This window comes from Brevibacterium salitolerans (assembly GCF_039531405.1).
Taxonomy (GTDB): Bacteria; Actinomycetota; Actinomycetes; order Actinomycetales; family Brevibacteriaceae; genus Brevibacterium; species Brevibacterium salitolerans.
This window is the reverse complement of the sequence record NZ_BAAAPZ010000019.1, coordinates 24,144-47,635: the sequence shown is the minus strand read 5'-3', so window position 1 is coordinate 47,635 and position 23,492 is coordinate 24,144. Positions and strand designations below refer to the sequence as shown.

Sequence of the window (23,492 nt, the reverse complement as noted above, 5' to 3'; positions counted from 1 at the left end):
CCGCGTGCCGGTGCGCGGCGGGGTGCTCAGTCCTCGCTCCGCCGGCTGTAACGCCCCGCCTCGATGCCGCGCAGCTCGCAGTACTCGCGCAGCCCGCCGCGGATGAGCACGTCCGTGTGTGCGAGGTCCGCCGGCGTCCGCGCACCCAGCAGCGCGGACAGATCGCGGAGATGGTCCTGCCAGGTCCGCAGGAGAGGGACGAGCGCGTCCGGCCCGCCGGAGTCCACCGCCGTGAGGAAGGCGCCGGCGACGCCCACCGCGCGGGCGCCCAGCGCCAGCGCGCGCAGCACGTCGAGGGGGCTGCGGACCCCGCCCGAGGCCAGCAGCACCGGCCCCGGGGAGAGTTCGGCGGTCGCCGCTGCATCGAGCAGGCAGGCGGGCGCGGACTGGCCGAACCCGGTGAGATAGGCGTAGTCGCCGCCGGGCCGCCGGTCGTTCTCGATCCGCAGGAAGTCCGTGCCGCCGCGGCCGGAGACGTCCGCCCACTCCACGCCGAGCTCCTGCAGCCGGAGGAGCGTGCGCGGGCTGAGGCCGAATCCGACCTCCTTCACGAGCACCGGCACCGGGCTCGCTCTCACGATCTCCTCGATGCCGCGCAGCCAGGAGCCGAACTCCGGGGAGCCCTCCGGCATGACCGTCTCCTGCACGGCATTCACGTGGAGCTGCAGGGCGTCCGCCCTGAGCATCTCCACGACCCGCGCGGCGTCCTCGGCCGTCCTCCCCACACCCAGGTTCGCCATGACGAGGCCGTCCGGGTTCTCGTCCCGGATGACGGTGAAGGCACGGGCGGCCTCGGCGTCGTCGAGGGCGATGGACATGGATCCGCAGGCCATCGCGATCCCGGTCTCCCGCGCGGCGATCGCGAGATCCCGGTTGATGCGCCCGGTGTGCTCCGTGCCCCCGGTCATCCCGTTGATGTAGAACGGCCACGCGACGCGGCGGCCGAGCATCTCCACGGACGGGTCCACCTCCTCGACCGCCACCGCGCCCAGAGCGTGATGGACGAAGGCGACGTCGTCGAAGTCCGACCGCGGCCCGCCGCCGGTCCACTGGGCCGCGGCGAGGCGGACGTGGTCCTCCTTGCGCGTGTGCCGCCCGGCGGCGTCGAGTGCGGCCGCATCGAGTGCTTCCCGCTCAGTCATGTGTGTCTCCTGCCTGGTCCGGTGCGGTGGGGGCCGCGGCCGGGGAATGGGCCCGCAGCATCAGCGGCAGGATGTCGTGCTCCCGCCAGGATTCGAGCAGCGCCGCCGGGTCTGCGGTGTCCGGCAGCAGGACGATCCCGCAGTCCCCGCCGCCGGCGCCGGAGGGCTTGCCCGCTGCGCCGTGGGCCTCCGCGAGGTCGCAGAGCAGCTGCAGCTGCGGGGTCTCGATGACGGTGCCGCGGAGGGCGCCGAGCTCCTGCAGCATGCTCCTGCACGTGCGGATGCGGCCGAGCACGGTCACGGGATCCGTGGTCCATGCCGCCGTCAGCTCCTCCACTGCGCGGCGGGAACCGGTGAGGAAGTCCGCGTAGCGCGCATCGACGTCTGTCGCGTCCCTGTGCACCCGCGCCACGAGGTGCTCGGTGGAGGCGGGGCGTCCCGTCCAGCCCACCAGCAGGGCAAGGCCGGCCGGGTCGCCCAGGCGACGGATCCGGCTGACCTCCCACTCCGGTGCCGTGAGCATGGCGGTGACGGTGGAGGCCGCCGCTCGGGCGCGGAGAGCGGCGCGATCCGGGGCTGTGTACTCGATCCACCCGCCGTAGGTGCTGGCCGCCACGTCGCCGCCCGAGGCCCGCGGTGCGATCGCGATCGTGGCCAGCAGCGCCAGCCGGAACCGGTCTTGAGGCCGCAGTCCCATACTGTAGAAGCGGCCGACGGCGTCGACGACCGCGGCGGTCACGGCACCGGAGGAGCCGAGGCCGAACTTCCGCCCGCTGGGATCGTCGAGCTCGCTGTCGATGGCGAGGTCGAAGTAGCGCGGCGCCAGCCCCCGCTCCGCGCGCAGCCGTTCCATGAGCGCGATCGCGGACGTGACGTAGTCGAGCGGGCTGTGGTCGAGCACGATCTGCTCGTCCGCACCGCGCACCCAGGTCACGGGGCTGTGCCCCCATCTGCTCGAGCGGACCCGCCCGCAGCCGGCGGCCGCCGTGAGACGCACGGTGATGACCCGGTCCACGGCGATGAGGACGGCCGGGTGGCCGGGCTCCACGACCGCGTACTCACCGGCGATGTAGAGCTTGCCCGGTGCGCGTGCGAGGACGTCCGGGCCGGCGGCGGTTGCGGAGGCGGTCACCGTGGGGTCTCTCCTCCGTCCCGCTGTGCAGGCTCCGGCAGGTGCTCCGCGAGCAGGTGCGCCCCCGGTCCCGGGCCGACGATGCGGACCTCGCCGTGCTCCGCCACGGCGGCCGCGACGGCCTCTGCCTCGGCGGGAGTGGTGAGCACGCAGACATTGGGGCCGGCGTCCGCGGTCGCCCACGCCGTCACACCGGCCTCACGGAGCCGGACGGCAGCATCGAACACCTCGATGCTGCGCGGGGCCAGATAGCGCACGGGCGGCGTGGAGGTGGCGATGACGGCGTGCATGCGCAGCGCATGGGACTCCGTGAGCGCACCGATCCGGGGGACGTCGCCGTCCGCGCAGGCCCGGACCATCTCCGTGAGGCTCTGCTCCGTGGAACTCACCCAGGCCTCGTAGAACGGGGAGGTGGCGGCCGTGAGCCGCATGGCCCGGCGGCTCGAGACGGACTTGGGGGAGCCGTCGACGGTGACGATGACGAGGCGCAGGTCCGGAGCCTCGATCCCCTCTGCGTACGAGCTCGCATCGTCCGTACCCGCGTGCCACACGGCGTAGCCGGGGATGACGGAGCGGGTGGCGGAGCCGGAGCCGCGCCGGGCCAGCCGGCTCAGCGCGCGTTCGTCCAGATCGAGCCCGTAGGCCGCCGCGGCGGCGAGCGCCAGCGCGGCGAAGCCCGAGGCCGAGGAGGCGAGTCCCGCCGCCGTGGGCGCCTCGTTGTGGGAGCGCACCCGGGCGCGGCGGCCGTCCCCGGCGAGGGAGCGGACGACGTCGAGGAAGCGCGTGGTGCGGTCCAGGGCCACGCCGGTCTGCTCCGCGCCGCCCAGGGAGAAGGCGTCCTCGGTGAGCGTCCCGTCGACCTCGACCGTGGTCGTGGTGGCGAAGGCGTCGAGCGTCATGGACATGCTGCCCGCGGCCGGGAGCATCTGCGCCTCGTCGCGTTTGCCCCAGTACTTCACGAGGGCGATGTTGGGATGTGCGCGTGCGGTCGCCCGGGTCATGCCGGTTCCACCTTCGTCTGCCAGGTCCGCGCGGCACCGGCGGCGCGGAGCGTCTCTGCGATCTGTGCGGCGTGCGCGCCGTCGCGGGCGAGTGTGAGCACACAGCCGCCGCGGCCGCCGCCGGTGAGCTTGGCCCCCGCCGCGCCGGCACCGCGCGCCGCCGCGACAAGGGTCTCGAGGGAGGCGTCGCTCACGCCCAGCTCCGCGAGCAGGGCGTGGGCATCGTCCATCTGCTCGCCCAGCCCGGCGACGTCCCCGGCCGCGAGCCGGCTGAGCGAGCCCTCTGCGAGCGCGCCCAGGCGGTTGAGGACCGCGCCCACCTCCGAGGGGGAGTCCTCCATCCGGGCGCGGACGGAGCCCACGGCCTCGGACGTGGAGCCTGCGTGGCCGGAGTCCGCGAGGACGAACTCGAAGGTGCCGCCCACCTCCACCGGCGTGACGACGCCGTTCTGGAAGCGGATGGGGGAGGACGAGGCGACGGTCCGCCCGTCCAGCCCGCTGGACCGGCCGTGGGCGATCCGCTCCGCGGCCATGACGACCTCGTGCACCTCGTCCTCGTCCAGCCGCGTCGCCGTGAGGGCCGCGACGGCGCGCGCGACGGCGACGGCCACGGCGGCGCTGGAGCCCAGCCCGCGCTCGTAGGGGATGGAGCTCGTGAGCTCGAGGGCGAGCAGATCAGGATCCGCGCCGGTGCGCGCGCAGGCCGACTGCACCGCCGCGATGAGCGGCTGCAGCCGGGGCGGCGCGTCCGCGGCGGCGCCGGAGTAGAGGTCGCTGTCGATCCGGAGCCCGCCCGTCCCCGCCGTGATGCGGGCGGTGGCGTTGAGGGAGGTGAGCGGGATGGCGACGGCCGGCGAGCCGTACACCACCGAGTGCTCGCCGAACAGGATCGCCTTCGCGTGCGCCGTTCCCACCGCCGGGGTGGTGCGAACCGCGGCGGGTGCCGCCGTCGGCGCCGCGGCGGTGCCGGTGGGCCCTTCTGTCATCGTGTGCTCTCTCCTGTCAGCGGTCGCAGGTTCCTCAGCACCCGTCGGGCCGCAGCGACTGCGTGCGGGGTCCGTCCCCGGACCGCAGCTAAGGATACTCAGCCGCGGCAGGCAGAGCCCAGCCGGAGGGTGCCCGCTGTGCGGTTTCTCTCCTCGCGGCGTCAGCCGGACGCCCGGCGCAGCGCCGCACAGAGGGCTTCCGCAGCGGTGCGCACCTCCGACTCCGTGGTCGACCGGCCGAGCGACAGCCGGAGCGCTCCCACCGCGGTGCGCGGGTCCACTCCCATCGCGAGGAGGGAGGCCGAGGGGGCGTGGACGCCTGCATGGCAGGCGCTGCCGGTCGAGGCGGCGACCCCCTCCGCGGCGTCCAGGACCTCCTGTCCCACGGTTCCCGGCTGCGCGACCATGAGGGTGTTGGGCAGGCATCCCGCCGGCGGCGAGATCCGCACGAGGGCGGGAGCACCCGCGCTGAGCAGGGACCACAGAAGCTCCCGGAGCCTCACCTGTGCGGCGGTCCCGCGCCGCAGCTCCTCGGCGGCCAGTGCGGCGGCGGCTCCCAGGCCCACGATCCCGGCGACGTTCTCCGTGCCGGGGCGCAGTCCCCGCTCCTGGCCGGCGCCGCGCAGCACCGGTGCGAGTGCCGTGCCCCGGCGCACCCAGAGGGCGCCAACCCCCTGCGGACCGTAGAGCTTGTGTCCGGCGACGGAGAGGAGGTCTGCCCCGATCTCCCGCACGTCGACCGGGATCTTGCCGACGGCCTGTGCGGCGTCGATGTGCACGAGGCCGCCCGCGCGGTGGACCGCTTCGGAGAAGGCCGCGGCCGGCTGGACGGTGCCGACCTCGTTGTGCGCGAGGATGAGGGTGCCCAGACCCAGCTCAGTGCCGGGAGCGGAATCCGGATCGATCCGGGCCCCGGCGTCGACGTCGAGCGTATGGACCGTCCAGCCGTCCCGCGTCCGCAGGTGCGCGAGCGGCGCCGTCGTGGCGGGGTGCTCGAGCGGAGAGGTGAGCACACGCCGGCAGCCGGCGCCCGCGGCGGCCCCGCGGAGGGCCAGATTGCTGGCCTCGGTGCCCCCGGAGGTGAAGACGATCTCGTCCGGCTCGGCGCCGATCAGCGCGGCGAGCTCCTGCCGTGCGCGGTCGACGGCGGCGGCCGCGGCACGTCCGCGCCGGGTGGCACTCGAGGGGTTGCCGAACCGTTCGGTGAGATGCGGCCACATCCTCAGCGCCACGGGCTCCGCGACGGGTGTCGTGGCGTTGTGATCGAGGTAGACCTCCGTCTCCGGGGCCGGCACGGGAGCGCTCATGCCTCAGACGTCGAGCCGCTCGCGCTGGTTGCCGGCCATGCCGCTGCGGATCGAGAGGAGGATGCCGCCCAGCACGGCGGCGATGAGCGAGCCGGAGAGGATGCCGATCTTCACCTCGCCGGCGAGGTGCTCCATGCCGGGATAGGCGAGTTCGCCCACCAGGAGGGCCACCGTGAAGCCGATGCCGGCGACCATCGACATGCCCAGCATGTCGATCCACTTCAGCGACTTCTCCAGCCGGAAGAACGGCAGGCGGGTGAGCAGGAACGTGGTGCCGAGGATGCCGATGGGCTTGCCGAGGACGAGGCCGCAGACGATGCCCAGGACGATCGGATCCGCGAAGGTCTCGCCGAGGCCGCTCAGCCCTCCCGTCTCCACGCCTGCGGAGAAGAAGGCGAAGACCGGCACGGCGAAGAGTGTGGAGAAGACGCCCCACCGGCTCGCGAAGTGACCGGCGAGGCCCTCGTAGCGGATCACTCCGTCCGCGTCCGTGCCGTGGGCCACCCGCGCCCGCGGCGTGGGCCGGACGGGCACGGCGAAGCCCAGGAGCACACCGGCGACGGTGGCGTGCACGCCCGCGCTGTGCACGCAGTACCAGGTGAGGATGCCGAGCGGGACGAGGATCCACCAGGAGCGCACGCCCCGGTAGGTGAGGAAGGCGAACAGGGCCAGCGGGACGATCGCGGCCAGCAGCCAGCCCAGCTGGACGCCCGCGGTGTAGGCGATGGCGATGATGGTGATCGCGATGAGGTCGTCGACCACCGCCAGCGTGAGGAGGAAGATGCGCAGCGCGGACGGCAGGTTCTTCGCCACGACCGCGAGGACGGCCACGGCGAAGGCGATGTCCGTGGCGGTCGGGATGGCCCAGCCGTTGAGAGCGCCGCCGCCCGTGTGCAGGTTGAAGCCGATGAAGATGAGGGCGGGCGCGAGGACGCCGCCGGCGGCCGCGGCCACGGGGACGGCCGCCTGGCGGGGGTCGCGCAGGCGGCCGGTGACGAACTCCTCCTTGAGCTCCAGTCCCACCACGAAGAAGAAGACGGCGAGGAGGCCGTCGGCCGCCCACGTGCCGATCGTGAGATCGAGGTGGAGGGCGGAGGGGCCCACGCGGAAGTCCCGCACAGCCTCGTACCAGCCGGACAGGGGCGTGTTCGCCAGGACGAGCGCTGCGACGGCAGCGAGGAGGAGCAGCGTGCCGCCGAAGGCATCGTTGCCTGCGGCGGCGGAGAGCTTGCGTGACAGAGCGGCGAGCGGACCGCCCGGCTGATCGGTGGGCCTGTTGTGCATCCGGACACAGTAGCAGGATGCGATTCCGCCCAGCGGACGGTGTGTGCCCACTGAGACCCGGTCCGGCTCGCCGGCGCCGCGGCCTCCTCAGCTCCGCAGCCGGCGCTTGAGGATCTTGCCCGCCGTGTTCTTGGGCAGCTCCTCGACGAAGTGCACCGCCTTGGGCACCTTGAACGGCGCCAGCCGCGAGCGGACGTGGTCCGTGACCGTCGTCGCGGTGAGCTGATCGTCGCCCACCCCGGGCTTGCGGACGACGAAGGCGGTGATCGCCTCGATCCACTTGTCGTCCGGCACGCCCACCACCGCGACCTCGGCGACCTCCTCGAGTTCGAAGACGGCGTCCTCGACCTGCCGTGAGGCCACGAGCACGCCGCCGGTGTTGATGACGTCCTTCACGCGGTCCACGACCTCGACGAAGCCGTCCGCGTCGCGGACCACGAGGTCGCCGGAGTGGAACCAGCCGGTGCGGAAGGCCTCCTGTGTGGCCTCGGGCTTGTTCCAGTACCCCTCGCAGAGGTGCGGCGAGCGGTAGACGATCTCGCCCTGCTCGCCCGGGCCCACCTCATCACCCTGGGAGTCGACGACCTTGGCCTCGACGAACAGCGCCGGCCTGCCGGCGGAGCCGGGGTGGTCGTCGTGCTCCTCCGGGCGCAGCACGGTGCACAGCGGCCCCATCTCGGACTGGCCGAAGCAGTTGTAGAACCCCAGCTCCGGCAACGCGGTCCGCAGCCGCTCCAGCACCGGTCCGGGCATGATCGAGGCGCCGTAGTAGGCCCTGCGCAGCGAGGAGAGGTCCGCCTCCGTCAGGCGCGGATTGTGCGCCATCGCCACCCAGACGGTGGGTGCGGCGAAGAAGGAGGTGATGCGCTGTTCCTCGATCAGCGTGAGCAGCTCGTCCGGCACCGGGCTGGGGACGATCACGCTGTAGGCGCCGGTGATGAGCGCCGGCAGCAGGAAGACGTGCATCTGCGCGGAGTGGTACAGCGGCAGCGCGTGGACCCAGCGGTCCTCGGCGCTGAGATCGAGGCCGTCGAGGCAGCTGAGGTAGTGGTGGACCAGCGCGCGGTGGGTCATGATCGCGCCCTTGGGGGCAGAGGTGGTGCCCGAGGTGTAGAGCAGCTGGGCGATGTCCGTGTCCGTGACGGCGAACTCGTCATCGCCGGCCCGAGGCACCTCCGGCGCGGTGACGACGGGGAGGAGGTCCTCGAACGTCCGCACCTCCAGGACGGCGCCGGTGGGCGTGGCCCGCACGTGCTCTGCGAGCGCGGCGTCCGCGAACACGGCCTTGGCCCCGGAATCGGTGAAGAAGTAGTCGAGCTCGTCCCCGCGCATCTGGAAGTTGACCGGGACGTGGACGAGGCCCGCGCGGGCGCAGGCGAGGAAGGTCAGCGCATAGAGGTCGGAGTTGAGGCCGATGGCGGCCACCCGGTCGCCCGGGACCAGGCCCAGCCCCAGCAGGTGGCGGGCGAGCGCGGTGACGGCGTCGTCGAGTCCGCGATAGGACCAGGTGCGGTCGCCGAAGACCACGGCGGTGGCCTCGGGGGTGCGCCCGGCGGTGCGGCGGATGAGGTCTGCGATCGTGCTCCTGCGCACGGGTGTGATCTGCGACATGGCGCTCACCGTACTACGGTTGTCCCATGACGGAGCCCGCACTCGCCGACCTGCACGCACTCATCGACGCCCTCTGGCCGGAGCGGCTGGCGGAATCCTGGGACTCCGTGGGGCTCACCACCGGCGATCCCTCCCGGCACGTGCGCCGTGTCCTGCTCGCCGTGGATCCCGTGGACGCGGTCGTCGAGGAGGCCGTGGAGCGCGGCGCGGACCTGCTGCTCACCCACCATCCGCTCCTGCTGCGCGGGGTCACCTCCGTGGCCGCGGACACCCTCAAGGGCGGCCAGCTCGTGAGGCTCATCGGTGCCGGGGTCGCACACATCGCCGCGCACACCAATGCGGACGTCGCCCCCGGCGGGGTCTCCGACGTGCTCATCGAGACGCTGGGGGCGGGGGAGGCACGGCCGCTCGCTCCCACCTCGGCGGCGGACCCCGCGGTGGGCATAGGGCGCTGGGCGGATCTGCCGGAGCCCGCGACGGTCCGGGACCTGGCGCGGCGGCTCGCCGCGGCCCTCCCCGCCACCGTCACCGGCGTCCGCATCGCCGGTGACCCGGACGCGGAGGTGACCCGTGCGGCGGTGTGCGGCGGGGCCGGGGACTCGCTCTTCGACGAGGTGCGCGCGTGCGGCGCGGAGGTCTACGTCACCTCGGACCTCCGCCACCACCCCGCGACGGAGGCCCGCGACACGGCGCGCCGGACCGGCCCGGGTCTGCCGGCCGCTCCCGTTCCGCACCTCATCGACATCTCCCACTGGGCCTCGGAGTCGCTCTGGCTGGACCGCGCGGCCGCACAGCTGTCCGCCGCGGCCCGGGAGCGCGGCTGGGAGCTCGAGATCGAGGTCTCGCGTCTGCGCACCGACGCGTGGGCGGAACGGATCGGGCAGGACATGGCGGGTTCGCAGTCGGCGCATACAGCGGCAGCACACGCATCGCGGAAGGAGCACTGAGGATGTCGGAGCTCAGACTCGACGAGGGCCAGGCACAGGCACTCCTGGAGTGGATCGACCTCGCGGCCGCGCGCCGCACCCGGGCGCACGAGGCCCGGCAGACCCAGCGTCTGGCCCGCCTGCGTGAGCTCGCGGCGGAGCACGGGCGGCTGCGGCAGGAGGCGGACGCACTCGCCGCCCGGCAGACGGAGCACGAGCGGCAGGCCGCGGAGTGCGAGGCGGAGGCGGACGCGCTGCGGGCGCGCATCAGCCGGACGGAGGAGAAGCTCAACGCCGGTGTGGGCCTCACCTCGCGGGACCTCCTGGGCCTCCAGGAGGAGATCGCGGGGCATCGCCGGCGCGTGAGCGAGATCGAGACCCGGCAGGTGGAGGAGCTGGAGGCGGGGGAGACCGCCGCCGAGGCCCTCGCCGGCGTCCGTGCACAGGCGGACCAGGTGGCGAGCACGGGGCGGGACCTGCAGGCCGAGCGCACCGCGGAGGCGGAGCGCCTGAGCGGCGAGATCGCGGAGCTCGACGCCCGGCTGACCGCCGCGGTCGCGCAGCTCCCGCAGTCTCTCGCGCCGCGACTGTCCGCGGACGGCGAGTACCCGGCTGCCGCGACCGTCTCCGGCGGCGCCTGCACCGCCTGCGGCGCCCAGCTCTCCGGTGCGAGTGCGGACCGGTACCGGAACGCCGCACCCGGCACCTGCCTCGAGTGCGAGGACTGCGGCGCGGTGCTGCTGCGCGCCGGCGGGTGAGCGGCGCTACCGGGGGAGCACGACGGGAGTGCCCGTGTCCGGATCCGTGAGGATGCGGCAGTCGAGCCCGAACACCTCGCGCACCCGCTCCTCGGTGAGGATCTCCGCGGGCGTCCCCGAGGCGACGGTGCGCCCGTCCCTCATCGCCACCACGTGCGTGGCGAAGCGCGCGGCGTGGTCGAGGTCGTGCAGGACCGCCACGACGGTCCGCCCCTGCGCCTGCAGCGACTGCAGCAGCCGCAGGGTCTCGTACTGGTGCGCGATGTCGAGGAAGGTCGTGGGCTCGTCCAGGAGGAGCAGCTCGGTGTCCTGGGCGAGCGCGAGCGCGATCCACACCCGCTGGCGCTGCCCGCCCGAGAGTGTGTCCACGAGCCTGTCCGCGAGGCCGCTCACGCGGGTGAGCTCCATGGCACGGGCGACGGCGGCCTCGTCGTCCGCCGACCACTGCGCGAACAGCGTCTGGTGGGGATATCGGCCCCGTCGCACGAGCTCCGCGACGCGGATGCCGTCCGGCACCGGCGACTGCTGCGGGAGCATGCTCATCCGGCGGGCCAGCGCGGCCGTGCGCAGGGCGGAGATGTCCCTCCCGTCGAGCAGGACACCGCCGGAGGCGGGGGCGAGCAGACGGGTGAAGGCGCGCAGCAGCGTGGACTTGCCGCAGCCGTTGGGCCCGATCACGGCGGTGAAGCCGCCGCGGGGCACGGCGGCGGCCACCGCGCGGAGGACGGGGTCCTGGGAGCGGTATCCGGCGGTGAGGTCCACCGCCTGCAGCGCGATCTCCGCGGAGGGTGTGTGGGACATGTCAGCTTCTCCGGTTCTCTGCGAACAGCAGCCAGACGAGGTAGGCGCCGCCCAGGCAGACGGTGACGGCGCCCACGGGGAGCGCGGAATCGGGCAGGGCGTGCTGGGCGAGGAGGTCCGCACCGCTGAGCAGGACCGCGCCCACGAGCGCCGCTCCCACCGCGTCGAAGCCGCTGGTCTCGCGCCGGATCCTGCGGGCGATCTGGGGAGCCGCCAGTGCGATGAAGGCGATGGGTCCGGTGACGGCGGTGACGAGGGCGGTGAGCGCCACTCCGACGAGCACGAGGACGGCCTTCACCGGTTCGGCCCGCACGCCGCGGACGCGGGCTGCGTCCTCCCCGAGCTCGAGCTGTGCGATCCTGCGGCTGAGCCACGGGAGCACGCAGAGGAGGACGAGGGCCGCCGTCCCCGCGGCGAGGAGCTGCGGCCAGCGGATCCCGTTGAGGGTCCCCGCACCCCAGACGGCGGCGCGCATCGCCTCGTCGAGGTTCGCTTTGACGACGAACCACGAGTTCGCGGAGCTAAGGAAGGCGCTCACGGCGATGCCCACGACGATGAGGCGGAACCCCTGGAGGCCGGAGGAGTACGCGAGCAGGTACACGAGCCCGGCGGCGAGGACGCCGCCGCCCACGGCTCCGGCGGCGAAGGCCGCGTAGCCGCTGCCGCCGAGAAGGATCACGCACAACACTCCCGAGTACGCGCCGGTGTTGAGGCCGATGATGTCCGGGCTGCCCAGGGGATTGCGGGTGAGCGCCTGGAACAGGCCTCCGCTGATCCCCAGGCACGCACCGAACACGGCGGCGGCGAAGGCGCGCGGTGCGCGCCATTCGACGACGACCATCCGATCGAGCGCCTCGGCATCCGGGAGGAAGGCCGCGAGCACGCGGTCCGCGCTCACCGGCCGCTCTCCGAGTGACAGCCCGAGCAGGGTGAGGACGGCCACCAGGAGGAGCAGGGCGGCTGCGATGCCTGCGTCCCGCGGGGAGAAGCGCCGGCTGACCGGGCCCAGGCGCAGGACGCCGCTCACAGTCCGCCCCTCTCCGCGCGGCGGACCAGCAGGACCAGCACCGGGGCGCCGAGGAAGGCGGTCACGATGCCGGCCTGCAGCTCCGCCGGCCACACGAGGAGCCTGCCGAGGATGTCCGCCAGCAGGAGGAGCACGGGGGCGAGGACGGCGGAGAGGGCGAACACCCAGCGCTGGTCCGGGCCAGTCACGGCGCGGACGGCGTGGGGGACCATCAGTCCCACGAAGGCGATGGGCCCCGCCGCGGCGGTCGCCGCCCCGCAGAGCACCGCGATGAGGACCGTCATGAGCCAGCGCAGGACGCCCACGGGCACGCCGAGCGTGCGTGCGCGTTCGTCGCCGAGCGCCATCGCATTCGCGGCGCGGCCCGTGAGCAGCGCGCACACGACGCCCACCGCGATGAACGGCAGGACGGCCGTGAGCGTGCCCTGCGGGCGGTCGGCGAGCGTGCCCGCTCCCCAGAAGCGCATCTGGTCGAACACGTGCGGACGCAGGAGCGCGAGCGACTGACTGGCGCCGGTGAGCACGGCGGACAGCGCCACGCCCACGAGCGTGAGGCGGACCGGTGTGGCGCCGTGGGGTCCGCGCAGCGCGATCGCGTAGACGAGGGCGAAGGCCCCGAGGGCGCCCGCGAACGCGAACCACCTGTAGTCCTCCACGCGGGTGAGTCCGAGGAAGGCGACGGCGAGGGAGACCGCCAGGCCCGCGCCGGCGCTCACCCCCAGGATCCCGGGGTCCGCGAGCGGATTCCGGGTGACCGCCTGCGCCAGCGCGCCCGCCGTTCCCAGCGCGACCCCGACGGCGATGCCCAGCAGCGTGCGGGGGAGCCGCAGGCCGGACACCGTCATCCGGCTGATGAGGTCCTCGTCCGCACGTGAGAGTGCGCCCACGACCTCCGCCGGCGAGAGCGCGGCGGAGCCGACGAAGAGGCTCAGCACGGCGACGGCCCCGAGCAGGAGGAGCGCTGCCAGCAGTGCCGCCGTCAGCGCGGCCGGCCGCGGAGCGGAGGAGGCGTTCATCCGCGGACGAGCTCCGTCGCGTGCAGGCCCCAGCCGAGGCCGCGTGCGGACAGAGCGGTCCACCCGGCCTCCTGTGCGAGGGCGGCGACGTCCGCGGGCGTGCGCGGAGGCGTGCCGCTGGTCCCGAACTGCACGAGCGTGCGGAGGGCCGCGTCGGGGGAGAGGGCGTCCGGTGCGGGGGAGTCGAGCAGCAGCGCACGCGATGCGTGTGCGGCGAGCGTCCGCAGGTGCGCGAGCGCAGCCGCGTCGTCGAGGTGGTGCAGCAGGAGGGCGGACACGATCACGGTCCCGCCGTCCGTCGCGGCCGCAGGGGAGGCCTCGGGCGCGGGCGTGCGCTCCTCGCCTGCCGCGAGCGGACGGACGGCGATTCCGCCGCGGGCCGCGACCTCGGCGAGGACTCCGGCGGCGGGTCCGACGGCCAGGAGGCTGTGCGCGTCCAGCTCCGCGAGCCTGCGCACCAGGCCGTACTGGAGAAACGCGAGCGACTCCGCCTCGTGGGCGAGATGCGCGGCGGTCGCCGGATCCGCGAGCGTCCGGGCGAAGGGGGTGCCGTGGGCCAGCTCCCACGCGGGCGTCCCGCCGCGGACGGCCTCGGCGGTGTGCGCCAGGGCCAGGATCTGTGCGGCCTCGGGCCCGGTGAACTCCTCCTGCGCGTGCGGATCGTCGAGCAGATCACGGCCGAGCGCGGACAGCCGCCATGCTCCGGCGTCGTCCCGCTCCAGGAGGCCGGAGGGGACCAGCGCATCCAGCAGCGGCCGCAGCCGTACGTGCGGCACCCCGAGCGCCGCCGCGATCCCGTCCGCCGTGCGCGCTCCGGCGGACAGCACCGGGAGCAGCCCGAGGTCGAGCGCCGCACGGATCGCGAACCAGGCCGCCGGCGCCTCCGGGAGGGCCGGGGCGACTGCTGCGGCCTCGGCTTCCTCCGTCCGGTGCCAGTAGCCGGTGATGCTGCGGTCCCCGCGTGCCACGAGACCGGAGAGCCTGCGGCGCAGCGGCAGCAGCGAGGAGGCCTCGCCCGCGGCCCACACGTACGGCCGCTCCCCGAGGTCGCGGTCCTCGACCAACTCGTCGAAGCTGCGCGCGATCGCCTCGCCGTCCGGGTGCGGCATGTGCTCCCACCGCACGGAGTCCTCCGGACCCAGTGCCAGCGGCTGGTGCGCCGCGGGATCCGCTGCGAACGCGAGGACGTGGGCAGGCGCGGGAAGCGGGCGTTCGTCGAAGAACCTGCCCAGGGCCGGCAGCGCGGTCTCGTCGCCCACCAGCACCAGCGCGGTGGCGTCCGTGGGTAGCACGAGGGAGGACTTGGGCCCCACGAAGGTCAGCGGATCGCCCGGCGCGGCGTCCCGCGCCCAGGTCGCGGCCGGCCCGTCGCCGTGCATGACGAAGTCGAGGACGAGCTCGCCCGCCTCCGGGTCGAAGCTGCGCGGCGTGTAGTCGCGGGTCTCGCGGTGCGGTGCGGGCGTCCACTCGATGCCGTCGGGCAGCTGGAGCGGCAGCGCCGTCTCGAGGGGGCCTCCCCGGGCGAGGACGAGCTTGACGTGGTCGTCGAACCCGGGGGAGGAGAAGGGCGGATGCGCGTGCCCGTCGCGGGTGAAGGCGCCCAGCTCCTCTCCCGTGAGGCGGATCCTGCGCATCCGCGGGGTCACGTCCTCGACGGCGGCGACCGTGACGGTGCGCACCACGAGCGGGTGGATGCGGAGATCGTGGAGGCTCACCTGCCGAACTCCTCCTCGACGAGGTCGAGGACCTCGAGCGACTCGTCGAAGTCGTGCCGCAGCGCCCAGTAGGGCAGATCGTACGCACGGTGGTGGGCGAACGCCGGCAGCCCGGACCAGGCCGGATCGTCCGCGAGCGCCTCCGCACTGGCCGTGTCCGCGTTGAAGCCCATGACGAAGAGGGTCTCGCTGTCCACGAGCTGCCCGAGCTGTTCGGTGGAGAGCTCCGCGAGGTCGCCGCCGGGCTGGTAGGGCTCGAGCCCGTTGCGGGCCGCGATGTCGTTGACCTCGAAGCCCAGCGCGTCGAACATGCGCGGCAGGCCCTGGTCCTCGAGGACCAGGTAGGGGGTGCCCTCACCCGTGACGGAGACGAACGAGGTGGGCTGCTCCGGCACCTCGATCGCATCCCTCACCTCCTCCAGGCGGGTCTCGTACTCCGTCACCATCTCCTCGTAGGCCTCGGGCCGGTCGAAGACGTCCACGGCGAGGAACTCCGCCTGTCCCTGCCAGTCCGGGAGAGCCTTGTCGACGACGACGGTGGGGGCGATGGCGGAGAGGTCCTCGTACGCCTTCTCCGCGTGGAAGCTCGGGAAGCCCCAGCCGCCGCCGATGATGAGATCCGGGTCGACCTCGAGCACCGCCTCGAGGTCGAAGCCGTCGGTCGACCACGGCAGGAATTCGGTGCCGTCCTCGTCCGGTGCGGATCCCCACAGCGGTGAGTACTCCTGGTTGCGCTGGTCGGCGTCCTCCGGGATCGTCGCCGTCACCGGCACGTCCATGTCGTACAGATAGCCGGCGAGTGCGTAGTTGAGGACGACGATGCGCTGGGCGTCCGTGGGGACCTTCACATCACCGTAGGGCGTGGAGACGGTGCGCGTGCCGCCCGCTGCCTCCTCCTCGCTCCCTTCGTCCGCCGCGGAGCCGCCGCAGGCGGTGAGTGCGAGCAGGCCGGCGGCGAGTGTCGCCGCAGCCAGGGTGCGGGACGCGCGGCGAGGGGATGTGCGGAGCGGGTGGGATGTGCGGATCACGGGAACCTCCGATTGGGATAAGGGCAGCCTCACTTAAATGCCAAGGACCGACCCTAGGTGCGGTTTCGCGGGCGGGGCGGTCCGGAGGCGACATCGTCCGGGTCCGGAGCCGACACGTCCTGCAGTTAGGGCATAATTGCTTTGCGAAATGGAGTGGACGGCGCCGGAGCGGTGGGCCGTGCGGCTGTGACGGGGAGGCGGATGATGGGCTTCAGGCGGGAGTTCGCCACGGTGGTGCCGGAGACGGCGATGCGGTTCACGGGCCATCCCATGCATGCGCACGACCGCCCGCACCTCGTGCATCTCGTGATGGGGCGGGGCAGGCTGACTGCGGACGGGACGGACATCCTCCTCGAGCCGCGCACCTCGGTCTGGCTGGCCGCGGACGTGCCGCACGCCGTGCGGCTGGAGGAGCACTCGATCGTGCTGGGGCCGGTCCTCGCCGGGCACGTCGCGCCGGCCGTGCGGGTGCAGCGGCTGGGCGCGGTGCCGGGCATCACCCGCCTCATGCTCGCCCGGATGGCGGCGGAGCCGCGCACGCCCGAACAGTGCGCGGTGTTCACCGACGGTCTGGAGGAGCTGCTGCTCCAGCTGCGGGTCGAGGCCTTCCCCGCCGTCATGCCGGTGCATCCGGTGGCGGCTCGGATCGCCGAGGCGGCCGTGAGCTCCCCGGCCCCGCTCGCAGCCCTCTGTGCGCGGGTGGGGATGAGCGAGCGCCAGGTGCAGCGCATCTTCGCGGACGAGACGGGAATGAGCTTCAGCCGGTGGCGGACGCGGCGGAGGCTGAGCGAGGCCGTCCGCGGTCTGCGCGGCGGCGCGAGCGCGACGAGCGCGGCACGGGCCGCGGGCTTCGCCACCCGCGCCGGCCTCCTGCGTGCGCTGAGCAGAGAATCCGCGGTGCCGGTCGAGGTGCTGCGGGAGGACCCGCTGGCGGCGGTACCCCGGCGCGGGGACTCAGGTCTCCGGCAGCACCACGGTGAGTGAGGCGGCCTTCCGCGCGGTGGGCTGCGCGTACTCGACCTCGTACCACCGTCCGGCGGCCTCGGCGATCCCCTCCGGCGTCTCCGGCAGCGGAGCCTCCGCCCGCAGGAGCCGCCCGGCGAGCTCGCCGCGGGTGTGCTTGGCGAAGTGGGAGACGACCGTCCGCTTTCCGCCGCGCACCTGCACGACGTCGACCGTGACGGTCTGCGCCGGGCGGCCGGGCCAGGAGGCGCGGTAGTCGGCGGAGCGGCAGTCGAGCAGCAGCTCGCCCGCGAACGCCTCGTCGAGGACCGGCGCCAGCCGCTTCCGCCACCAGGTGCGCATGCGGCCGAGAGGCGGGAGTGCGGTGCCCATCGAGAGGCGGTAGGCGGGGATCGGGTCCGTGAGATTCACCACGCCGAAGAGTGCGGAGGAGACGAAGACGTGCGCGAGCCGCTCCGGGGCGATGTCCGCGGCACCCATCGCGGAGTAGAGCACCCCGGTGTAGACCTCGTGCGCGGGCGCGGCGGGTGCGGTGCACAGGCGGGTGTTGGCCTCGACCTCGGCGGCCAGCGACTTCCCCACGCCGAGGGCGGTGAGCGCGTCCTCGGCGGCCGAGGCCGTGCGCAGGGACGCGAGCACCTCCTCACGCGCATCCGCGAGCTGGGGGAACGCGAGCGCCCCGACGTCCACGGCGGGGCCGGCGGCGGGCGCGGTCTTTCCTTCGGACGGGGGAAGCAGGATCTTCACGGGTGGAGCACGTCTCCTTCAGCTGGGATGCGGACTGCGGTCGGTGGGGGAAGGCGCGCGGTGCGTGCGCCCCGGTGTACAGTAGCGGGCTGAGGGCAGGTCGCCGGACGACCGCGGCGGGGAAACGGCGAAAGCCTCTCCGCTGAGGAACGTCCGGGCTCCGCAGAGCAGGGTGGTGGCCAACAGCCACCCGGGGTGACCCGCGGGACAGTGCCACAGAGAACAGACCGCCCGCCGTGTGCGTGCACACGGCGGGTAAGGGTGAAACGGCGGTGTAAGAGACCACCAGGGCCGCAGGTGACTGCGGCTGCTCGGTAAACCCCACCCGGAGCAAGATCGGACAGACGGCGTTCGAGGGCTGCTCGCCCGAGCCGTCGGGTGGATCGCTCGAGGCCGCTGGCAACAGCGGTCCCAGACAGATGGTCGTCGCGTGCACAGGGGTGACCCGGTGCACGAACAGAACCCGGCGTACAGGCGGCCTGCCCTCACTCACACATCAGCCGCCGCTCACTTCCGCTTGCGGCCCACCTTCGCCTTGCCCTGGTTGGCCCCCAGCAGCCCGGCGCCCACGATCCCGGCGTTGTTGAGCAGCTTCGCGACCCGGATGGGGGTGTCCACCGCGATGTGCGGGAGGAACTCCGCACTGCGCTTGGAGATGCCCCCGCCCAGGATGAACAGGTCCGGGAAGAACAGACGCTCGAGCTCGCGATAGTAGGCGGTCAGCCGTGCGCCCCACTCCTCGAAGCCCAGGTCGAGGCGCCGCATCGCCGCGACGGACATCTGCCGCTCCGCGACCTCCTCGCCCATCATGAGATGGCCCAGCTCCGAGTACGGGTACAGCCGGCCGGAGGTGAACAGCGCAGTGCCGATCCCGGTGCCCAGGGTGGTGACGATGACGCTCTCCTTGCGATGCTTGCGTCCCGAGCCGTAGGTCATCTCCGCGAGCCCCGCGGCGTCCGCGTCGTTGGCGATGTGGACCGCCGTGCCCACCGCCTCGCTCAGCATGTCCACGATGGGAGCGCCGATCGCCGCGGTGAGGTTGCCCGCGAAGGCGACGGTGCCCTTCTTCACCACGCCGGGGAACGCCGCACCCACCGGGAGCTTGGACAGGTGCTCCGGCGCGGAGATGACGCCTGCCTCCGCCGTCTGCGCCGCGAGATCGTCGAGTGCCGCGCGGACGGTGGCGACGATCTCCTCCGCACGGGCGTCGCCGGGGGTGTCGAGCCGGCAGCGCTTGCCGATCAGCGCACCCTCGCGGACATCGACGAGACCCACCTTGGTGCCGGTCCCGCCGATGTCGATGCCCACTGCGAGATGCTGGAGATTCGGCTGCTGCTCCTGAGCCATGGTGGACCTCTCTCGTCTGGCCGTCCTCCGCCCGGCGGTCTGCCCGCCGGGCGGCTGCGGCGTGCTTCTCTCAGCTGATCGTAACGCCCGCGGACGGAAGGGTGAGGATGTCCGTGCCGGTCTCCGTCACGACGAAGGTGTGCTCGAACTGGGCGGAACGCCTGCGGTCCTTGGTGACGATGGTCCAGCCGTCGTCCCACTGCTCCCACGCGACGGTGCCCAGGTTGAGCATGGGCTCGATGGTGAAGACCATCCCCGGCTCGATGACCTCGCTGTGCGCCGGAGCCGCGTCGTAGTGGGGGACGATGAGGCCGGAGTGGAACTCGCGGCCCACGCCGTGGCCGGTGAAGTCGCGGACGACCCCGTAGCCGAACCGCTTGGCGTACTTCTCGATGACCCGGCCGATCACGTTGATCTCACGGCCCGGACGCACCGCCTTGATCCCGCGCATCATCGCCTCGTGCGTGCGCTCTACGAGGAGCCGCGACTCCTCGTCGACGTCGCCCACGAGGAAGGTGAAGTTCGTGTCGCCGTGGACCCCGTCCTTGTAGGCGGTGATGTCGACGTTGACGATGTCGCCGTCGGCGAGGACAGTCGAGTCCGGGATGCCGTGGCACACGCACTCGTTGACGGAGGTGCACACGGACTTGGGGTAGCCGCGGTAGCCCAGCGTCGAGGGGTAGGCGCCGTGGGCGACCATGAACTCGTGCGCGACCGCGTCGATCTCGTCCGTCGTGATGCCCGGACGGATGATCCTCCCCACCTCCGCGAGGGCGTCCGCGGCGATCCGGCCGGCAGCGCGGATGCGCTCGACCTCCTCCGGGGAGTGGAAGTCGCCGCCGCGGCCCTCGTCGGGCTCCTTCCGCCCCACGTACTCCGGGCGCGGAATGGACTGCGGGACGGGACGCTGGGGGGAGAGCGTGCCGGGCACGAGGGTGCCCAGCGGTGCGGTGGTCGGGAGGGCGGAGTTCTGCGCAGCGGTGGTCTCAGTCATGATGGGTCCAGTCTATCGAGAGCCGTGGGTGCCGCCGCGGCCGCGCGGCTATGGTGGGTCCGAGCGGAGCACGGCCGGGAAGGGAGGGCGCATGGCGCAGACGGAGCCGGAGTTCGACGCGGGCTACGCGGATCTCGCCGGGGTGGTCTCCCAGTCCTCCACCCCGCGGCAGATCGCCGACCACATCATGGCCTCGATCGCGGTGGGTGCGCTGCCGGAGGGCACCTGCCTGCCGCCGGAGCGCAGGCTGGCCGACGAGCTCGAGGTGTCCCGGTCCAGCGTCCGCGCGGCACTGGCCACCCTGGAGCGGGCGGGCTTCGTCGTCCGTCGCCGCGGCCGGGGCGGCGGGACCTTCATCTCCCGGGTGGAGCCGGCGCGGGTGGAGGAGTACGCCGAGCGGCTCGCGGAGTTCCGTGAGACGCGACGCGATCTGCTCGACGCGCGCGCCGTCGTCCAGAATCGCATCGCCGCCGTCGCGGCCCAGCGGCGCCGGGCCGAGGACACCGCCCGCCTGCGTGAGCTCGCGGGCCGCTACGCGCAGGCGCAGACCGCCGCTGAGGCGCGCACGGCCGACGCCCGCTTCCATCACACGATGGCCCAGGCCGCGCGCAATCCGCACCTCGTGGAGATCGCCGCGGACCTGGACCGCCGCATCAACGCGGGCTTCCGCCATGACCCGTTCTCCGAGCGCCTGTTCGAGCAGGCGGCCGCGGACCACTTCGCGCTGGTCGAGGCGATCGCGGCGGGGGACCCGGACCGTGCCGGCGAACTCTGCGAGACCCACTTCCGGAGCACCACGATGGGCGACTGAGCGGGTCCCGCAGCCGGTCGCCTCAGCCGGCGAGGACGGCCTCCGGCTGGACGGAGTCGAGTCCGAAGGCCTCCGCCACGGCGGCGTTGGTGAGCGTTCCGCCGTGGGCGTTGAGACCGCGGGCGAGCGCCCGGTCCGCCCGCAGCGCCTCCCGCCAGCCGCCGTCCGCGATCCGCAGGATGTACGGCGTGGTGGCGTTGGTGAGCGCCTTCGTGGCGGTGACGGGCGCACCGCCGGGCATGTTCGCCACGCAGTAGAAGAGCGCGCCGTGCCGCTCGAAGGTGGGCTCCGCATAGGTGGTGGGCCGGGAGCCGGCGAAGCATCCGCCCTGGTCGATCGCGATGTCGACGAAGACGCTGCCGGGCTTGGCGGCGGCGACCATCTCGTCCGTCACCAGCTTGGGTGCGCGGTGGCCCGGGATGAGCACGGAGCCCACCACGAGGTCCGCCCGGGCGACGGACTCGGCGATGTCCAACGGCGAGGAGGCCTTCGTCTGCAGCCGGCCGTCGAACACCTCGTCGAGGTAGCGCAGGCGCGGGAGGCTGATGTCGAAGATCTCCACCTGCGCGCCCATGCCCACCGCGGCCCGTGCGGCGGAGGCGCCCGCCACTCCGGCGCCCACGATGGTGACCTTGGCGCGGTCCACGCCGGGCACACCGGGCAGCAGCACGCCGCGGCCGCCCTGTGCGGCGAGCAGGTGGTGCGCGCCCTCCTGGACGGAGAGGCGGCCGGCGATCTCGCTCATGGGGGCCAGCAGGGGGAGCCCGCCCGCATCCGGCTGCACCGTCTCGTAGGCGATCGCGGTGGTCCCGGCGGCGAGGACCGCCCGGGTGAGGTCCTCGGCGGCGGCGAGGTGGAGGTAGGTGAAGAGGATGAGGTCCTCGCGCAGGTGTGCGTGCTCCTCCGGGAGCGGCTCCTTGACCTTCACCACCATGCCGGACTCGCCCCAGGCCTCGGCGGCGGTCGCGACGATCCGCGCGCCGGCGGCGGCGTAGTCCTCGTCCGCGAGGTGGGAGCCGAGGCCGGCGCCTGCCTGCACGCGCACCTCGTGGCCGTGCTCCACCAGCTGATGGACCCCCGCGGGGGTGAGTGCGACGCGCTTCTCCGCGCTCTTGATCTCCGTGGGTACGCCGATGCGCATGGGTGCCTCCTCGGGCCGGGGTGTGCGACGTGGTGTGCGCCACGAGCCTAGACCGGAAAAGGTCTGTCTGCCAAACCTTTAAAGCGGCGAGCGCCGGTCGCAACGGCGCGCCGCGCGAGCCTCCCCGCGATACTCTTGGGAGCCGGGGGAGCAGCCCCCGCGCAGACGTCCGCACAGGCACCGGGAGGCGACCATGGTCGGTGAATCGCAGTCGAACGACGTGCAGTACTGGTACAACACCCGGACCCACGAGGTGGAGAAGGGTCCGCAGAGCAGCTGGCAGTTCCGGATGGGCCCCTACGCCACCGAGGCCGAGGCCCGCGCCGCACTGGAGCGCGCCCGGGAGCGCAGCGCGGACTGGGACGCCGAGGACCGCAGCTGGGAGGAGGGCTGAGCGATGGCCATGAGCAAGCAGCAGGAGTTCGTCCTGCGCACCGTCGAGGACCGCGACGTGCGGTTCATCCGCCTGTGGTTCTCCGACGTGCTGGGCCAGCTCAAGTCCGTCGCCATCGTGCCGGCGGAGCTCGAGGGCGCGTTCGCGGAGGGCATCGGCTTCGACGGCTCGTCCGTCGAGGGGTTCTCCCGCGTCTTCGAGTCCGACATGGTCCTCCGGCCGGACCCGGCGACGTTCTCCCTGCTGCCCTGGCGCGGTGAACAGGAGCCCACGGCGCGGATGTTCTGCGACATCCACTCCCCGGACGGCGGCCCGGCGCCGGCGGATCCGCGCCACGTCCTCAAGCGCGCGCTGGAGCGCGCGGCGGAGTCGGGCTTCAGCTTCTACATCCATCCGGAGATCGAGTTCTACCTCTTCACGTCCGGCGACCTGAGAGGCGGCGCCCCCGTGCCGGTGGACACTGCCGGGTACTTCGACCACGTCAACGGCGGCACGGCCAACGACTTCCGCCGGGACGCGGTGCAGACGCTGGAGTCCATGGGCATCAGCGTGGAGTTCTCCCACCACGAGGCCGGTCCCGGCCAGAACGAGATCGACCTGCGCTACGCGGACGCGCTCACCATGGCGGACAACGTCATGACCTTCCGCGCGATGGTGAAGGAGGTGGCCGTCGAGCAGGACGTGTTCGCCTCCTTCATGCCCAAGCCGCTGGTGGACCAGCCGGGCAACGGCATGCACACCCACGTGTCGCTCTTCGAAGGCGAGACCAATGCCTTCTACGATCCGGGCGGCGAGTACCAGCTCTCCGAGGTGGGGCGGCACTTCATCGCGGGCATCCTCCACTACGCGCCGGAGATCTCCGCCGTGACGAACCAGTACGTGAACTCCTACAAGCGGCTGTGGTCCGGGCACGAGGCGCCGAGCTACATCTGCTGGGGCCACCGCAACCGCTCCGCGCTCGTGCGGGTGCCGCAGTACAAGTCCGGCAAGGCCTCCTCCGCGCGCATCGAGTACCGCGGGATGGACTCCGCCACGAACCCCTACCTCGCCTACGCGGTGCTGCTCTCCGCCGGCCTCCGGGGCATCGAGGACGGCCTCGCGCTGCCGGAGGAGGCCGAGGACGACGTCTGGTCGCTCACCGCCGCGGAGCGGAGGGCGATGGGCATCCGCGCCGTCCCGCAGAGCCTCGACCACGCGATCTCCCTCATGGAGGACTCGGAGCTCGTCGCGGAGACCCTGGGCGAGGAGGTCTTCGACTACTTCCTCCGCAACAAGCGCGCGGAGTGGGAGGCCTACCGGGACCAGGTGACGCCCTTCGAACTCGACCGCCTCTACCGCTCCCTGTGAGACGGCGGTGACGG

At 73.2% G+C, this 23,492-nt stretch carries 22 protein-coding genes and 1 other RNA gene; 7 read left to right on the top strand and 16 right to left on the bottom strand.

What is annotated here, in order from left to right; genetic code table 11:
- Nucleotides 1-26: 26 nt before the first annotated feature.
- The 7 genes from fni to ABD240_RS15710 form a co-directional block, all read right to left on the bottom strand.
- Nucleotides 27-1,142, bottom strand: a complete 1,116-nt coding sequence (gene fni, locus ABD240_RS15740; RefSeq protein WP_344338400.1) for a type 2 isopentenyl-diphosphate Delta-isomerase — start codon at nucleotides 1,140-1,142, stop codon at nucleotides 27-29.
- Complete coding sequence (locus ABD240_RS15735) at nucleotides 1,135-2,274, bottom strand: phosphomevalonate kinase (RefSeq protein WP_344338398.1); 1,140 nt, start codon at nucleotides 2,272-2,274, stop codon at nucleotides 1,135-1,137. The genes fni and ABD240_RS15735 overlap by 8 nt, the downstream gene beginning before the upstream one ends.
- Entirely contained in the window at nucleotides 2,271-3,275 is a 1,005-nt protein-coding gene (mvaD, locus tag ABD240_RS15730) for a diphosphomevalonate decarboxylase (protein ID WP_344338396.1), read from the bottom strand. The genes ABD240_RS15735 and mvaD overlap by 4 nt, the downstream gene beginning before the upstream one ends.
- Entirely contained in the window at nucleotides 3,272-4,261 is a 990-nt protein-coding gene (gene mvk, locus ABD240_RS15725) for a mevalonate kinase (RefSeq protein WP_344338394.1), read from the bottom strand. Before mvk ends, mvaD begins: the two co-directional genes overlap by 4 nt.
- A gap of 161 nt (nucleotides 4,262-4,422) precedes the next feature.
- The gene (locus ABD240_RS15720; RefSeq protein WP_344338392.1) at nucleotides 4,423-5,568 is read right to left on the bottom strand and encodes a cysteine desulfurase family protein; all 1,146 of its coding nucleotides are present in this window, start codon (nucleotides 5,566-5,568) and stop codon (nucleotides 4,423-4,425) included.
- 3 nt (nucleotides 5,569-5,571) lie between these two features.
- Nucleotides 5,572-6,852, bottom strand: coding sequence for a Na+/H+ antiporter NhaA (gene nhaA / locus ABD240_RS15715; protein ID WP_344338390.1), 1,281 nt, complete (start codon nucleotides 6,850-6,852; stop codon nucleotides 5,572-5,574).
- A gap of 87 nt (nucleotides 6,853-6,939) precedes the next feature.
- Nucleotides 6,940-8,463, bottom strand: coding sequence for a fatty acyl-CoA synthetase (locus ABD240_RS15710; RefSeq protein ID WP_344338388.1), 1,524 nt, complete (start codon nucleotides 8,461-8,463; stop codon nucleotides 6,940-6,942).
- A gap of 26 nt (nucleotides 8,464-8,489) precedes the next feature.
- Here ABD240_RS15710 and ABD240_RS15705 point away from each other — a divergent pair, with 26 nt between their 5' ends.
- Both ABD240_RS15705 and ABD240_RS15700 read left to right on the top strand, forming a co-directional pair.
- Entirely contained in the window at nucleotides 8,490-9,410 is a 921-nt protein-coding gene (locus tag ABD240_RS15705) for a Nif3-like dinuclear metal center hexameric protein (protein WP_291796175.1), read from the top strand.
- Nucleotides 9,411-9,412: 2 nt separating this feature from the next.
- Complete coding sequence (locus ABD240_RS15700; protein ID WP_291796178.1) at nucleotides 9,413-10,147, top strand: zinc ribbon domain-containing protein; 735 nt, start codon at nucleotides 9,413-9,415, stop codon at nucleotides 10,145-10,147.
- A gap of 6 nt (nucleotides 10,148-10,153) precedes the next feature.
- Here ABD240_RS15700 and ABD240_RS15695 read toward each other — a convergent pair whose 3' ends face one another.
- Genes ABD240_RS15695 through ABD240_RS15675 form a run of 5 tightly spaced genes read right to left on the bottom strand, consistent with a single transcriptional unit; the run spans nucleotide 10,154 to nucleotide 15,734 of the window.
- Complete coding sequence (locus ABD240_RS15695) at nucleotides 10,154-10,948, bottom strand: ABC transporter ATP-binding protein (RefSeq protein WP_344338385.1); 795 nt, start codon at nucleotides 10,946-10,948, stop codon at nucleotides 10,154-10,156.
- 1 nt (nucleotide 10,949) lies between these two features.
- A complete protein-coding gene (locus ABD240_RS15690; RefSeq protein WP_344338383.1) occupies nucleotides 10,950-11,975 on the bottom strand; it encodes a FecCD family ABC transporter permease in 1,026 nt (341 codons plus the stop codon).
- Complete coding sequence (locus tag ABD240_RS15685; RefSeq protein WP_344338381.1) at nucleotides 11,972-12,991, bottom strand: FecCD family ABC transporter permease; 1,020 nt, start codon at nucleotides 12,989-12,991, stop codon at nucleotides 11,972-11,974. Before ABD240_RS15685 ends, ABD240_RS15690 begins: the two co-directional genes overlap by 4 nt.
- Nucleotides 12,988-14,706 carry a siderophore-interacting protein gene (locus ABD240_RS15680; protein ID WP_344338379.1) on the bottom strand — a complete coding sequence of 573 codons (1,719 nt, stop codon included), beginning with the start codon at nucleotides 14,704-14,706 and terminating at the stop codon, nucleotides 12,988-12,990. Before ABD240_RS15680 ends, ABD240_RS15685 begins: the two co-directional genes overlap by 4 nt.
- Nucleotides 14,703-15,734 carry an ABC transporter substrate-binding protein gene (locus tag ABD240_RS15675; RefSeq protein ID WP_291793682.1) on the bottom strand — a complete coding sequence of 344 codons (1,032 nt, stop codon included), beginning with the start codon at nucleotides 15,732-15,734 and terminating at the stop codon, nucleotides 14,703-14,705. Before ABD240_RS15675 ends, ABD240_RS15680 begins: the two co-directional genes overlap by 4 nt.
- 201 nt (nucleotides 15,735-15,935) lie before the next feature.
- On the opposite strand from ABD240_RS15675, the gene ABD240_RS15670 reads away from it, so the two are divergent.
- Complete coding sequence (locus ABD240_RS15670; RefSeq protein WP_291793679.1) at nucleotides 15,936-16,718, top strand: helix-turn-helix domain-containing protein; 783 nt, start codon at nucleotides 15,936-15,938, stop codon at nucleotides 16,716-16,718.
- On the opposite strand, the gene ABD240_RS15665 is transcribed toward ABD240_RS15670, so the two are convergent.
- Nucleotides 16,689-17,444 (bottom strand): YaaA family protein, encoded by a 756-nt coding sequence (locus ABD240_RS15665; protein WP_291793677.1) that lies wholly within the window; start codon nucleotides 17,442-17,444, stop codon nucleotides 16,689-16,691. The two genes, ABD240_RS15670 and ABD240_RS15665, sit on opposite strands and share 30 nt — an antisense overlap.
- A gap of 95 nt (nucleotides 17,445-17,539) precedes the next feature.
- On the opposite strand from ABD240_RS15665, the gene rnpB reads away from it, so the two are divergent.
- Nucleotides 17,540-17,931, top strand: an RNA gene (gene rnpB / locus ABD240_RS15660) — RNase P RNA component class A.
- Between the two features lie 20 nt (nucleotides 17,932-17,951).
- On the opposite strand, the gene ABD240_RS15655 is transcribed toward rnpB, so the two are convergent.
- Both ABD240_RS15655 and map read right to left on the bottom strand, forming a co-directional pair.
- On the bottom strand, nucleotides 17,952-18,791 hold the full coding sequence (locus ABD240_RS15655) for an ROK family protein (RefSeq protein WP_291793674.1): 840 nt from the start codon (nucleotides 18,789-18,791) through the stop codon (nucleotides 17,952-17,954).
- Nucleotides 18,792-18,861: 70 nt separating this feature from the next.
- Nucleotides 18,862-19,785 carry a type I methionyl aminopeptidase gene (map, locus tag ABD240_RS15650; protein ID WP_291793671.1) on the bottom strand — a complete coding sequence of 308 codons (924 nt, stop codon included), beginning with the start codon at nucleotides 19,783-19,785 and terminating at the stop codon, nucleotides 18,862-18,864.
- 91 nt (nucleotides 19,786-19,876) lie between these two features.
- Here map and ABD240_RS15645 point away from each other — a divergent pair, with 91 nt between their 5' ends.
- Entirely contained in the window at nucleotides 19,877-20,596 is a 720-nt protein-coding gene (locus ABD240_RS15645; RefSeq protein WP_344338373.1) for a FadR/GntR family transcriptional regulator, read from the top strand.
- Between the two features lie 22 nt (nucleotides 20,597-20,618).
- On the opposite strand, the gene ald is transcribed toward ABD240_RS15645, so the two are convergent.
- Complete coding sequence (gene ald / locus ABD240_RS15640; RefSeq protein WP_344338370.1) at nucleotides 20,619-21,737, bottom strand: alanine dehydrogenase; 1,119 nt, start codon at nucleotides 21,735-21,737, stop codon at nucleotides 20,619-20,621.
- Nucleotides 21,738-21,930: 193 nt separating this feature from the next.
- On the opposite strand from ald, the gene ABD240_RS15635 reads away from it, so the two are divergent.
- A complete protein-coding gene (locus tag ABD240_RS15635; RefSeq protein ID WP_291793662.1) occupies nucleotides 21,931-22,131 on the top strand; it encodes a hypothetical protein in 201 nt (66 codons plus the stop codon).
- A 9-nt stretch (nucleotides 22,132-22,140) separates the two neighbouring features.
- Nucleotides 22,141-23,478 carry a glutamine synthetase family protein gene (locus ABD240_RS15630; protein ID WP_291793700.1) on the top strand — a complete coding sequence of 446 codons (1,338 nt, stop codon included), beginning with the start codon at nucleotides 22,141-22,143 and terminating at the stop codon, nucleotides 23,476-23,478.
- Nucleotides 23,479-23,492: the final 14 nt, after the last annotated feature.

Coding starts and splice junctions, on each gene's coding strand:
- fni (WP_344338400.1), bottom strand. CDS start 1,142: ATGACTGAGCGGGAAGCACTCGATGCGGCCGCACTCGACGCCGCCGGG.
- ABD240_RS15700 (WP_291796178.1), top strand. CDS start 9,413: ATGTCGGAGCTCAGACTCGACGAGGGCCAGGCACAGGCACTCCTGGAG.
- ABD240_RS15685 (WP_344338381.1), bottom strand. CDS start 12,991: ATGAACGCCTCCTCCGCTCCGCGGCCGGCCGCGCTGACGGCGGCACTG.
- ABD240_RS15710 (WP_344338388.1), bottom strand. CDS start 8,463: ATGTCGCAGATCACACCCGTGCGCAGGAGCACGATCGCAGACCTCATC.
- ABD240_RS15655 (WP_291793674.1), bottom strand. CDS start 18,791: ATGGCTCAGGAGCAGCAGCCGAATCTCCAGCATCTCGCAGTGGGCATC.
- ABD240_RS15635 (WP_291793662.1), top strand. CDS start 21,931: ATGGTCGGTGAATCGCAGTCGAACGACGTGCAGTACTGGTACAACACC.
- ald (WP_344338370.1), bottom strand. CDS start 21,737: ATGCGCATCGGCGTACCCACGGAGATCAAGAGCGCGGAGAAGCGCGTC.
- mvk (WP_344338394.1), bottom strand. CDS start 4,261: ATGACAGAAGGGCCCACCGGCACCGCCGCGGCGCCGACGGCGGCACCC.
- ABD240_RS15645 (WP_344338373.1), top strand. CDS start 19,877: ATGGCGCAGACGGAGCCGGAGTTCGACGCGGGCTACGCGGATCTCGCC.
- ABD240_RS15695 (WP_344338385.1), bottom strand. CDS start 10,948: ATGTCCCACACACCCTCCGCGGAGATCGCGCTGCAGGCGGTGGACCTC.
- ABD240_RS15705 (WP_291796175.1), top strand. CDS start 8,490: ATGACGGAGCCCGCACTCGCCGACCTGCACGCACTCATCGACGCCCTC.
- ABD240_RS15720 (WP_344338392.1), bottom strand. CDS start 5,568: ATGAGCGCTCCCGTGCCGGCCCCGGAGACGGAGGTCTACCTCGATCAC.
- nhaA (WP_344338390.1), bottom strand. CDS start 6,852: ATGCACAACAGGCCCACCGATCAGCCGGGCGGTCCGCTCGCCGCTCTG.
- ABD240_RS15670 (WP_291793679.1), top strand. CDS start 15,936: ATGATGGGCTTCAGGCGGGAGTTCGCCACGGTGGTGCCGGAGACGGCG.
- map (WP_291793671.1), bottom strand. CDS start 19,785: ATGACTGAGACCACCGCTGCGCAGAACTCCGCCCTCCCGACCACCGCA.
- ABD240_RS15630 (WP_291793700.1), top strand. CDS start 22,141: ATGAGCAAGCAGCAGGAGTTCGTCCTGCGCACCGTCGAGGACCGCGAC.
- mvaD (WP_344338396.1), bottom strand. CDS start 3,275: ATGACCCGGGCGACCGCACGCGCACATCCCAACATCGCCCTCGTGAAG.